The organism is Paenibacillus sp. FSL R5-0623, from assembly GCF_037974265.1.
Taxonomy (GTDB): domain Bacteria; phylum Bacillota; class Bacilli; order Paenibacillales; family Paenibacillaceae; genus Paenibacillus.
Window position 1 is genome coordinate 6,833,021 of the sequence record NZ_CP150233.1, and the last position, 11,630, is coordinate 6,844,650.

The 11,630-nt window shown below is 46.4% G+C and carries 13 protein-coding genes; 2 read left to right on the forward strand and 11 right to left on the reverse strand.

The window, feature by feature from the left end; translation table 11 throughout:
- Window positions 1–168 precede the first annotated feature (168 nt).
- From MKY92_RS29895 to nikA, 6 genes are all read right to left on the reverse strand, one after another.
- Window positions 169–1,674 carry a malate:quinone oxidoreductase gene (locus tag MKY92_RS29895; protein WP_036611787.1) on the reverse strand — a complete coding sequence of 502 codons (1,506 nt, stop codon included), beginning with the start codon at window positions 1,672–1,674 and terminating at the stop codon, window positions 169–171.
- Window positions 1,675–2,051: 377 nt separating this feature from the next.
- Window positions 2,052–3,032, reverse strand: a complete 981-nt coding sequence (locus tag MKY92_RS29900; protein WP_339298631.1) for a dipeptide/oligopeptide/nickel ABC transporter ATP-binding protein — start codon at window positions 3,030–3,032, stop codon at window positions 2,052–2,054.
- Entirely contained in the window at window positions 3,029–3,829 is an 801-nt protein-coding gene (locus MKY92_RS29905) for an ABC transporter ATP-binding protein (protein ID WP_339298632.1), read from the reverse strand. Before MKY92_RS29905 ends, MKY92_RS29900 begins: the two co-directional genes overlap by 4 nt.
- Window positions 3,826–4,680, reverse strand: a complete 855-nt coding sequence (gene nikC / locus MKY92_RS29910; RefSeq protein ID WP_339298633.1) for a nickel transporter permease — start codon at window positions 4,678–4,680, stop codon at window positions 3,826–3,828. Before nikC ends, MKY92_RS29905 begins: the two co-directional genes overlap by 4 nt.
- On the reverse strand, window positions 4,677–5,624 hold the full coding sequence (gene nikB, locus MKY92_RS29915; RefSeq protein WP_192136320.1) for a nickel ABC transporter permease: 948 nt from the start codon (window positions 5,622–5,624) through the stop codon (window positions 4,677–4,679). Before nikB ends, nikC begins: the two co-directional genes overlap by 4 nt.
- Window positions 5,624–7,174, reverse strand: coding sequence for a nickel ABC transporter substrate-binding protein (gene nikA, locus MKY92_RS29920; protein ID WP_339298634.1), 1,551 nt, complete (start codon window positions 7,172–7,174; stop codon window positions 5,624–5,626). The genes nikB and nikA overlap by 1 nt, the downstream gene beginning before the upstream one ends.
- A gap of 368 nt (window positions 7,175–7,542) precedes the next feature.
- On the opposite strand from nikA, the gene MKY92_RS29925 reads away from it, so the two are divergent.
- Window positions 7,543–7,968 (forward strand): hypothetical protein, encoded by a 426-nt coding sequence (locus MKY92_RS29925; protein WP_339298635.1) that lies wholly within the window; start codon window positions 7,543–7,545, stop codon window positions 7,966–7,968.
- A gap of 56 nt (window positions 7,969–8,024) precedes the next feature.
- Here MKY92_RS29925 and MKY92_RS29930 read toward each other — a convergent pair whose 3' ends face one another.
- On the reverse strand, window positions 8,025–8,408 hold the full coding sequence (locus MKY92_RS29930) for an Imm7 family immunity protein (protein WP_339298636.1): 384 nt from the start codon (window positions 8,406–8,408) through the stop codon (window positions 8,025–8,027).
- Window positions 8,409–8,528: 120 nt separating this feature from the next.
- Here MKY92_RS29930 and MKY92_RS29935 point away from each other — a divergent pair.
- A protein-coding gene (locus tag MKY92_RS29935) for an IS3 family transposase (protein ID WP_339298637.1) occupies window positions 8,529–9,649 on the forward strand; the annotation gives its coding sequence in 2 pieces (ribosomal slippage) (window positions 8,529–8,778 and window positions 8,778–9,649; 1,122 coding nt in all).
- A 43-nt stretch (window positions 9,650–9,692) separates the two neighbouring features.
- Here the strand turns inward: MKY92_RS29935 and MKY92_RS29940 are convergent.
- The 4 genes from MKY92_RS29940 to MKY92_RS29955 all read right to left on the reverse strand — a co-directional run bounded on the left by MKY92_RS29940 (window position 9,693) and on the right by MKY92_RS29955 (window position 11,628).
- On the reverse strand, window positions 9,693–10,103 hold the full coding sequence (locus MKY92_RS29940) for a hypothetical protein (protein WP_339298638.1): 411 nt from the start codon (window positions 10,101–10,103) through the stop codon (window positions 9,693–9,695).
- 230 nt (window positions 10,104–10,333) lie between these two features.
- The gene (locus MKY92_RS29945) at window positions 10,334–10,612 is read right to left on the reverse strand and encodes a hypothetical protein (RefSeq protein WP_339298639.1); all 279 of its coding nucleotides are present in this window, start codon (window positions 10,610–10,612) and stop codon (window positions 10,334–10,336) included.
- 117 nt (window positions 10,613–10,729) lie between these two features.
- A complete protein-coding gene (locus MKY92_RS29950) occupies window positions 10,730–11,134 on the reverse strand; it encodes a hypothetical protein (protein WP_339298640.1) in 405 nt (134 codons plus the stop codon).
- Between the two features lie 83 nt (window positions 11,135–11,217).
- Window positions 11,218–11,628 (reverse strand): hypothetical protein, encoded by a 411-nt coding sequence (locus MKY92_RS29955; protein WP_339298641.1) that lies wholly within the window; start codon window positions 11,626–11,628, stop codon window positions 11,218–11,220.
- Window positions 11,629–11,630 lie beyond the last annotated feature (2 nt).

The window sequence follows — 11,630 nt, forward strand, 5'->3', positions numbered from 1 at the left end:
GGAAAGCGATGATAGCGGACATGTTCAAGTTCAATTCCAAGCCAGGCTCGAGTTCAAGTTCAGGTTCTGATATACCAAATAAACCAAAAGAGAGCTTAGCACGGGTTTCATCCCGGCTTAGCTCTCTTTTCTATGACTTCATTATGACCTAACACGATAAGCTAAACGTTATACGTGCATGACATGTTTTTCATCCGATAACCCCAGCGCCTTGGCTGTTGAAGAATGAACCTCTTTGAGAAGATCCAAGTTCTCCACAAGTGATATGCCATAGGATGGAATCATTTCCTTAATCTTTGGCTCCCATGCCTCCATATGCTGCGGGAAGCAACGCTGAAGAATCTCAAGCATGACCTGAACCGCGGTGGATGCACCCGGTGATGCACCTAGCAGAGCCGCAATCGTTCCATCTGCAGACGTGACCACTTCCGTACCAAATTGGAGCGTACCCTTGCCGCCCTGGACGGTATCCTTGATCACCTGCACACGCTGCCCCGCCAGAACCATATCCCAATCCTCGCTCTTCGCACCCGGAACAAAGTCACGCAATTCAGCCATACGTTGTTCTTTGGATAACATCAGTTGTTGGATCAGATATTTGGTCAAAGAAATTTCTTTGACACCTGCTGCAAGCATCGTAAGCAGATTATGCATCTTAACCGACGTGATTAAGTCGGCGTTGGAACCCGTCTTCAGGAACTTCGGCGAGAACCCGGCAAACGGCCCGAATAACAGCGACTTCTTATTGTCGATAAAACGGGTATCCAGATGCGGAACCGACATCGGCGGAGCTCCTACCGAAGCCTTGCCATATACTTTGGCATGATGCTGTTCCACGACTTTTTGATTTTTGCACACCATAAAGATCCCACTGACCGGGAATCCGCCGATATGTTTACCTTCCGGAATGCCCGTCTTCTGGAGCAAATGTAGACTTCCACCGCCCGCGCCGATAAAGACGAATTTTGCCTTATGGCGTTCGACTGCACCGCTCTTCAGGTTTTTCACGGATAGTTCCCATTGTCCATCGCTGGTGCGTTTCATATTCTTCACGCTATGTTGGTAGTGGATGCCCACGTGTTGTTCCTTCAAATGTTTGATCAGCATACGCGTTAAAGCACCAAAGTTAACGTCCGTACCGGAGTCAATTTTGGTCGCTGCAACAGGTTCATTACTTGTACGATCTTTCATCATCAGCGGCATCCATTTCGCCAGCTCTTTCTTGTCATCCGAGAATTCCATGCCTGCGAACAGCGGGTGATTCGACAAGGAGTCATAACGTCTTTTCAAAAACTGGACATTGCTCTCTCCATGTACATAACTCAAATGAGGAATCGGCATAATGAAGTCCCGTGGATTACGAATCAGACGGCTATTGACGAGATAGGACCAAAATTGCTTTGAGATCTGAAATTGTTCATTCACTTTAATCGCTTTGCTAATATCTACGGTTCCGTCTGGTCGTTCAACGGTATAGTTAAGTTCGCACAATGCAGCATGCCCGGTTCCGGCATTATTCCATTCGTTGGAGCTTTCCTCTCCTGCAGTGGCTAGCTTTTCGAAAACCTTAATATTCCAGTCTGGTGCCAATTCTTTTAGCAAAGTTCCCAAAGTTGCACTCATAATTCCGGCACCAATCAAGATAACATCTGTACTCGTTTGTCCCTGGCTCATGTCTACCGTCCTTATATCCTATATTTGCCAAAAGGATGTAAGCGTTATCGATTTGGCATTTGCAGCAAGCCCATTCTTGAACGGGATCGCACCTTCTCTGAATGATTAAACCTTGATCTAGTGTATCAATAATATAGAGCAATTTAAATATGCAATTTCAAGATATTTGCTATTCCATCAGTATACGCTAGTTTACATCGGAACGTTAGCCCGGTTATAGGCCTGAAAGATATATTTGTTCAAAACAAAGAAAGGAACCCGGTTTTAGTAGGACTTGGGTGATCAAATGGATGCACTAAAAGCCGCTCTCGAATCTCTTCGTAAGGCGGCTTCATATATAAATTAACGATTACAGCCCCCGGCGTTTCCGGGAGTACTCAGAAAATTGAAATCAGTTCCTTTGTATACGGATGGCGTTCTTCAGCGAACAACGCATCTGCACCAAAGCGGTCAACGATCTGACCTTCCCGCATGACGATAATGCGCTGGCTCATACGATGTACCGCAGCCAGATCATGCGAGATGAATAAGTATGACAGACCAAGTGATGTCCGGAGATCCGTAAGCAACTGCAAAACGGCTCCCTGCGAGATCACGTCCAGGCTGGCTGTCGGTTCATCCAGAACGACAACGTCTGGCTCAATACCAATGGCACGTGCGATCGTGACGCGCTGACGCTGTCCACCACTTAGCTCATGGGGGTAACGTCCAGCCATATCGCTTGGAAGCTCGACCGCTTCAAGCAGCTTTTGGACGTAAGCCTCCTTGGATGTGTAGGTAAAGTGGGAAAGCTCGGCGTTCCGTCCAAGTTGTTCGTACGGATCAATCAGCGAATCAGCAATCTTGAGCTTCGGATTCAGTGCAGCCATCGGGTTCTGGAATACAATCTGGATCTTCCGGCGATGAGGTCGCAACCGTCGGCCGCTCAGCCGCGCGATATCCTGTCCGCCCAAAGTAATCGAGCCTGAATCTGCATCTTCGATCCTCAGCAAACAGCGGGCGAGTGTACTCTTGCCGCAGCCGCTCTCCCCAACCAGGCCAAGGCATTCGCCGTGGTTCAGGGTGAAGGAAATATCATTCACAGCCGGTCGGTCTGCACCTGCATACGTTCGGCTTAGATGTTCTACGTGAAGCACGGGGTCGCCAGGGGTGCTGAGCGATGAAGCATTGTCTGAACCGGCAATATCTATATCCGCATCTATATCCGCATCTATATCCGTATGATCTGTACCCGCAGTATCTATGACTGCATTGTCTGTGTCTGCATGGTTTACGTCGTTAGCAAAACCGTGGCTTCGCAAACCAGATTCTTCAGACTGCACGAGCCCACGGTGTTCATCATTTGCGGTTGTCTTCATTCGGTTCCTGCCTCCTTCAATCCCGACTTCAGCGAGCGACTCAGGACAGGAGCCGCTTCAATTAGCTGGCGCGTATATTCATGCTGAGGATGATCGAGAATGCGGTGCTTTCCGCCAGATTCCACAATCTGCCCTTCCTTCATAACAGCCAAGCGGTTGGCATAGCGACGTACATGGCGCCAATCATGTGTGATAAACAGAATGGCACATCCCGTCTCCGCTTGTTTGCGTGCCAGCAGTTCCAACACGCGATGCCCGGATACACTATCAAGCGCCGTCGTTGCCTCATCTGCAATCAGCAGACGAGGAGACAGCATTAGCGATGTGGCGATTGATGCCCGCTGAAGCTGTCCACCGCTCAACTGGAACGGATAGCGGCGCAGCAATTCAGCGCCAAGGCCAACCGATTCCAGCGCTTCCTCCGCTCGTTTCTTGCGGATGGCAGAAGACTTTTCTCCATGTACCTTCTGGTATTCATCAAAGTGCCCACCAATGCTGCGAAAGGGCGTAAATGCTCCCTGATAGTCTTGAAAAATATATGAGATGCAGCTTCCCCGCAGGGCTTGCATCTCCTTCGGCTTCCGTTCGAGCAGGTTGCTGCCTTCGAACATGACTCGCCCCGACGCATGCAGGTTGGGCGGCAGCAGACGACCAATTGCTTGCGAGAGCAAGCTTTTGCCACTACCACTCTGTCCAACCAATGCCATAAATTCACCTTCGCGAACAGCCAGAGAGACTTGATCTACAATAGTACGATCCCGACTAGAGATACTCAGTTCCTCAATGGAGAGAATCATGGCTGCACCTCCTTCTTCACGTCAAACCGGTCTCGCAGATAGTCGCCCAGCATGTTGGCGAGCAGGACTACCGAGACAATGGCAAGACCCGGATAGATCATCAGCTCCGGCCGAGACTGGAAGTACGGCCGCGAGTCGTTCAGCATCGCACCCCATTCAGGTGTTGGCGGCTGTGCGCCAAGGCCAATGTAGGACAATGATGAGATGAGCAGGATGATTTTGCCCAGATCGAGACTGGCTAACACGAGCACATGCCCTGCGATATGCGGAAGCAGATGTTTTCTCATGATTCGACCGTCCGATAGTCCGTTGGTGCGGGCGATCCGAATGTAATCCTTTTGTGACTCCGATAAAACCGTACTTCGAACGAGACGCGCATAGCTGACCCACTTTACAATCACGATCGCCAATACCAGATTGCCGATTCCCGCGCCAAGCAGGCCACTGAGCACAATCGCCACGATGGTATCAGGGAAAGCGAGAAAAGCATCAGCGATGCGCATGAACAGCTTATCGACCCAGCCACGTTTGTATCCTGCTATCAGTCCAAAAGGAATACCGATCAGCAGTGCAGCACCGAGTGCCAGCAGGCTATAACCCAGTGTTTGACCGCCGCCAAGCAGCAGACGTGTCAGTACATCGCGGCCCAGATGGTCGGTACCGAACGGATGGAGAGCACTTGCCCCCTGCAATCGTCCACGCAGATCCGTTAATGTGTGATCATGCTTCAAGTATAAAAAGGCATATAAGGAGGCCGCGATGACCAGCAGTGCAAACAGCAGACCAATAATCGCCTGCCAGCTATGTTTTTTAGATTTTGTAGGCAGAATGGGCAGGGGTATGGTTTTCATCGGTGGGCCTCCTTTTCCTTCAGTTTCATTTCGGGATTCAAATAACGATAAGATAGATCAACCGCTGTATTCACGAGGAATACCACGATAGCCATGATCAGAATGTAACCCTGAATCAGTGGATAATCACGCTGGCGGATGGCGTCAACGACAAGCTTGCCGATACCCGGATAAGCGAACAACACTTCAATCACGACAACTCCGCCAATCAGGCTGCCGAGACTTACGCCAAATACCGTAATGACAGGCGGCAGACTGTGCCGAAACGCGTGAAGCATGAAGATCCGGCCTTCGGATAACCCTCTTGCCCTGGCGGATCGAACGAACTCCTGACTTAGTGAATCCAGCAAGCTGGAACGCAAAAGACGCACATAAACGCTGGAGATGGCAAGTCCCAGCGTCAGAGATGGCAGAATAAGTGATGTGAATCCATCCCGGCCCATGGTTGGCAGATTACCGAAGCGTACGCCGAACATGTCGATCAGGATCAGACCCAGCCAGAAACTTGGCACCGCCGCACCCACAATGGAGAGCATGCGGCTGCCCCGGTCAATCCAACTGCCGCGATGGAGTGCTGACAGTGAGCCGAGCGGGATCGCTATGACGAGCATGACTAGTAGAGCGCCAATCGTCAGTTCAGCTGTAGCTGGCAGCGCACGCATCAGGGTCTGCATGACAGGCTGGCCTGTTGAGTACGATACGCCGAAGTCGAGCCGAACGAAATCGAGCAACCATTTGCCGAACTGGACAGGAAGCGAATCATTAAAGCCCATTTCCTCGCGTACAGCTTCGACCTGCTCCTGACTAACGGACAGTTCGTCCACATTCAGGATCGTCAGCACCGGATCACCGGGAGCCAGACGAATGAACAGGAAGCTCACAAACATAATGAACAACAGAAAGATAAATACCTCAAGGAACTTTCGAAGCAAAATGCGAAACATTACATCACATCCAGCTTATTGGTAATCATGTAATATTCACTGCGAGTGGTAACCCAGTTCTTGATCTTCTTGCCGTTATAGGCAACGATCGTACCTGGGTGCAGCACGAATGAGTTCAGCACGTTGTCATGCACGTAGTTGGCCGCCTTCTCGGCAAGCTCTGCGCGCTTCTCCGGTGCAACTGTGAGATTCAATTCGTCGATGATCTTGGTCAACTCCGGATCTTCCGATCCACTGAAGTTAAGAGCACCCTTCGGATGGTACGTCGCATTCAGGTAATAGCCTGCATCCCCACGCGGAGCTGTCAAATTACTGTAGGTCGCAATATCCCAGTCGCGGTTGGATGCCATATAGTCTTCCGGCGTGTCAATCTGGCGAATCTGCACGTCGATACCGATCTTCTTCGCATCAGATTGGAACACTTGAGCAATCAGTGGCAGATCAGCACGGGCTGAATATGTCAGTAGCGTCAGCTGCAATGGTTTGCCATCCTTAGTCATCACGCCGTTTTGCTGCGTGTACCCTGCTTCGCCAAGATATTTTACAGCGACATCAGCTCCGGATTCCGTTGCTGTATCCGTATAGGTTGGCGCGAAGGGCAGCGATGGCAGGAACGGTCCGATAGCAGCTTCACCGTAGCCGAGCAGGATCGTGTCCACGATACCCTGACGGTCAATCAGCGCGTCCAGCGCACGACGAACATTGAGGTCCTTCATACTCTCCCGCTGCATGTTCATCGTTAGCTGATGCACGCGGAATGTCGATGTGGACTCAACGGTCATGCCGTCCATCGCTTTGAGCGATTCGAGGCTTTCGACTTCCGGACGGTATACGATATCAACCTGCCCAGATTTGAGCGCTAGTGTGCGGGCATTGGCATCTTCATTGAATGAGAACGTGATGGAATCCAGAGGCGATGCTCCATCCCAGTATTCATCATAGCGATCCAGTTCCAGTTTGCTACCTGGGGTAAAAGAAGTCAGTTTAAACGGGCCCGTACCAATAGGCTTGTTCACAATGTCCGGCTCACTCACGTCGATAATCGCCGTGTTAGGGTTCACCAGCTCTGAAGCAAATTCCGGGAACGGCTGAGTTGTAGTAATCTCCAGCTTGTCACCCTCGGCTTCAATCGTATCGATCTTCAGCACGTTCTGGATGGCTACATTCTCTTCCAGTGCCCGCTCAAGGGATGCCTTAACGGACTCGCCTGTCATCGGCTTGCCATTCTGGAAGGTCACATCATCTCGCAGGTCGATCGTCCAATGCTGACCGTCTTCGCTCTCCCAGCTCTCGGCGAGCCATGGAGCAACCGTCAGGTTCTCTTCATCGAGACGAACCAGCGTTTCCGTAATGCCCGCGCGCAGCGGCACATAGCTAGAATCCACATGTGGATCTAGCGAACTGGTGGAGAAGTTATATAGGAAGTGAACATTTTTATTATCGGTGGATGGTTGCGCAGCGGGACTGGACTCAGATGATCCGCAGGCGCTCAACAGTCCAGCGCTCAAGGCCAAGGAGACCAGCGCTAGCAGTGGCGTCTTTTTATTCAAGGTAATGCCCCTCTCTCTTAATCGTAATCATTATGATCTAAATAATGAGTATTATCATATCGTAATGATTACGTTTTGACAAGAGTTATATTGGTGTTAGAACGAGAAAGAATCCGACTCTCGGATGAGAGCGGATTCTTCATGTTTTGTTACATATGAGGGCTTTATTAGTAGGTATTTTCTTTACGATCCGGGATTGTTTACAGGTAGAACAATCCAAAATTTCTAGAAGAGTTACAATCCAGTTTCGTAGTCTTCCAGCATATGTGACCAGTAACCTCGATGTACTTTAAGGATTAAACAAAATAGAGTTTATGCGGAACATTTCAAATACAAAATTCGTTTAGGGACTAAAGAGGGGGAGTACCATGAGAAGATATTTTTTTATCGTCTTGATGATTGCTACAGTTATGATCCTGATTCTTAGCGGCTGCCAAAGTTCTAATCAGCCCGATCAAGTCGGAGTAAGTAAAGTATCAAGGAAATTAGACACCTTCTATCCTGGCGAAATTACACAGGTTGATTCTATTGAAATGATGAGTGGCAGTGATGGTACTAAAAAAACAACCACAGATCAGGTACTAATTCAGGAATGGATTGAAAAGGTTCGCGATTTAGAAATTGTACTTGATCCGGATCAAGAAGATTCAACAGGGGTTTTGTACCATGTCACGATGTTTGAGCAGGGAAAAGAATTGCTGTACATGACACCTACCGATATGAATCATCAGCGAATGCAGCCACAGTTGGAATTGGCTGACCGAATGTCGGAACTTTATGATGCCATAGAATAAGAGTGTCATATAGCCTGTATTCAAAGTGACTACATGCTGAAAAGTTCGATATGAAATTATCCTTCGTAATCACCTTCTAGTTTAGGTATGAATGGGGAGAGAAAGTTACCTCGGATTAAAGTGTAGACCTTAAACTGTTTGAAGGATTCCGTATCATCACTATCTCTTACATAAAGAATTCCATAGGAGTCCGGAGCTATTTTACCTACCTTTTTCAGCACTTCGGTGGGATCATACTTTGATACAGGTTTGTGATTATCTAGGCCCGCTATCCATAGTTGAAAGTCGCCATTAACTGCTCTCACGTCCAAAACACCTGTAGGCCAATTTAGCTCCTCTACATATTCCAGCAGGTGTTGAATAACTAAACCATATTGATACTCATCTTCTTCAAACGACACACTCTCTCTAATGGTTGCCCATCCATGATATTCATACATAATCTCTTCACAACCCCTCATCCGTATCTATGTGGGTTAGTGGATCGGCTACACTTAGTTGGACAGAAAAAATAAGGGCTTGTAGAATAAAATTATCATGTTAAGGAGCGGATCTCTACAATGCCTAAACAACAACGACGCACATTCACAACCGAGTTCAAAAAACAAATGGTGCAACTCTTTGAAAACGGCAAATCCAGAGCTGCAATTGTGGAGGAATACGACCTCACTGCTTCGGCTCTAGACCGCTGGATCAAGCAATCGCAGGCAACGGGCTCTTTCAAAGAGAAAGACAACCGTTCACCTGAAGAAAACGAATTAATGGCTATGCGTAAAGAACTCCAACGTTTACGGATGGAGAACGACATTTTAAAGCAAGCCGCGCTGATCATGGGACGAAAGTAACTATCATCCAGAATAACCGTGATAAATACTCAGTATCAGCAATGTGTAACGTCCTCGAAATCGCCAAAAGCACCTTCTATCATGAAGCGAAGGAAAAGCCAAATGAAGATGAGCTCACGGAAGCTATTGTGGAGATATTCCACAAAAATCGAAAAGTCTATGGTACACGAAAGATAAAAGCCAAGCTTCAGGAACGAGGACTCATCGTATCTAGACGTCGCATTGGTCGAATCATGCAAGAGCAGAGTCTCGTCTCCACGTACACCGTTGCGCAATTTAAGCCTCATAAAACGGCCTATAATGAGGAGGAAACAGTGAATGAACTGGGTCGGGAGTTTAATCAGACGGAAGCAAAGCGCTTCGTGGTCAGCGATCTCACGTATGTGAAGGTCGGTCATCGGTGGCATTACATTTGTGTGCTCATGGACCTGTTCAATCGAGAAATTATTGGCCACAGTGCAGGTCCACATAAGGACGCTGCTCTGGTTTCGCGTGCCTTTGCAACGGTAGAAGGCGACTTGAGCCAAATCCAGTGGTTTCATACGGATCGTGGGAGTGAGTTTAAGAACCACGTGATGGACCAGCTTCTAGGCACGTTTGGTATTGGTCGATCACTCAGCAAGAAAGGATGTCCCTACGATAACGCTGTGGCCGAAGCCACCTACAAGGTCATGAAAACGGAGTTTATTTACCAAATGGAATTCCGAAACCTCCGTCATTTGGAATTGGAATTATACGACTACGTTAACTGGTTTAACAGGCACAGAGTTCATGGATCACTGGGGTATTTGACGCCTGTTCAGTATCGCCAAGAAGCCCTTAAAAAAGTTGTCTGATTTAATGTTGACAATCCATAGTTAACTATAAAGGTCATTATCATTAATCTGTTCTTTCAATAATCGCTTTAAAGGGAGCATGTCCTGTTTCAACATTTCTCAGCAAAGTAGGCTTTCTAAACCTTAGACTACACTGTAATTTAAAGATCGCTGTTGCTTCATCTAAACCTATAAAGATTACATTAATCCATATAAGCACCATTGGCTCTAAACCGCAAAGAACATTCACCGTATTGATTAACGGTAACTGCTTTCCTCCTATATTATCCTCACTCAAAATATTCAATCGCATCATATCATCTGCACTATTCAAAGGCTTATCCTTTTCCCTCACAGGCTCGATAATGAATCTATATTCATTAGATGTTAAACCAATTTCATTCGAGATTTCTTGAATTGTCTTTAATAAATTTTCTTTGAATATTTCTTTATTCATCTGTTTTATCTGTTCCAAAGTCGCCCCCCCAGTTTGATCAACATAATCCTATTTGATGTCGCTATTATCTTGCACTGAAATATTCAAATGTCTCAAATACTTAAGAGGATAGGCTGAATCGCCTACAACCATTTCGCCTTGTCTTATGGTAAAACTCCCGCCTTGTTCAAAGAACTTTATCATCGGTTCGTAGAGGTCGATGTATTGAATTGCTTCATCCAATCCTTGATCTGCTAATTCCGAGACTTCTAAATAACCGTAGCAATTACCTTCACATAAAGGTTTTGTATTGTGTCCAGTTTGGAACAGGCTCGATATACTTTTTCATCTATGGCTTTTCCAAGGATTTTAGCAAAACTAAATAGGGGATACTGATCTATTGAAGCATCCATCTCGTTTAATAATTGATTAACGCGTCTAAGATATTCTTCAATCAGAACATGAGACGATTCTAGTGAGCTATCTTCGGTATCCTCAAATGAAATAAACGACAAACGTTCAATAGCTTTGGTTAGTAGATGCCCCATGCGTTGCTCTCCTCTTGATCGATTATTAACCTATTCAGAGTTACTTAAAAGGTAACAACTAAATAACGCAGCCCTAGCAACTGCGTTATCGTTTGAAATTATGTTCCTTGATCTCAATCAGTCGTATTCAATATACACGCTACAACCGTTCGTTTTGGCTAATTCTAAAAATGTCGTTATCTGATGTGCTACTTCTGGGAGAGTAGGACCAATATTCTTAACATTCTCTATTTGCTCACCAATTACTTTACTCACATTAAAGGATTTAAATAAATGAATAGCTGAATCAAGGTCCTGTATTTCCCATGGACTTTCCTCATACCAACCTTCATGGGCATAGTATTCTTGTAGAATACCATTGTCAGTAGGCTCATACTGACACATAAGATCCAATAATGTCTCAAAATATCCATTCCACATCTTTAGGATATTTTTCTCCGCAGAGTTTTCAAATACAATTAATATTCCCGGTTGCCCCTCGTAACCAACATAATAAAAGTCATTAACTTTATCTTCTTTCATAGTTCATCAACTCTCCAACGTTCATAAAGAGCATTACCCTCGCTCTAATGAACTTAGGTACTCGCTTATTATACTCATTTCACCTATTTTAACCCCTTAAGAAATTCCTCTAATATTTTTTGGCTAGCAGTTCCTGCTCCTGAAATTGCATTATGCACACGATCTAATATCATAGGATGATTTATAATTCGTTGCTTATGTTCAGTAGATGTGTAGCTTCTTAATGTATCTATACATATTTCAAATAACTCGCTGTCTTCAACAGAAAGTAGCGAAAGTAGGATTTCAAATTCTTGTGTGTGCTGCGTACTATCTAGACAGTAAGCCAGCTTTTTCTTCCAGTACACTGGCTTATTCAACACCTCAATGGTTAACTGATCCCAATCACTTTGTCCGAAATCCTCCAATATTTCTGCTGCTATAATACAACCGTCATCATACCAGGAATCAACTGTCGTCACAGCTGATAAAAGATTATCTAATTGTTTGTACATAT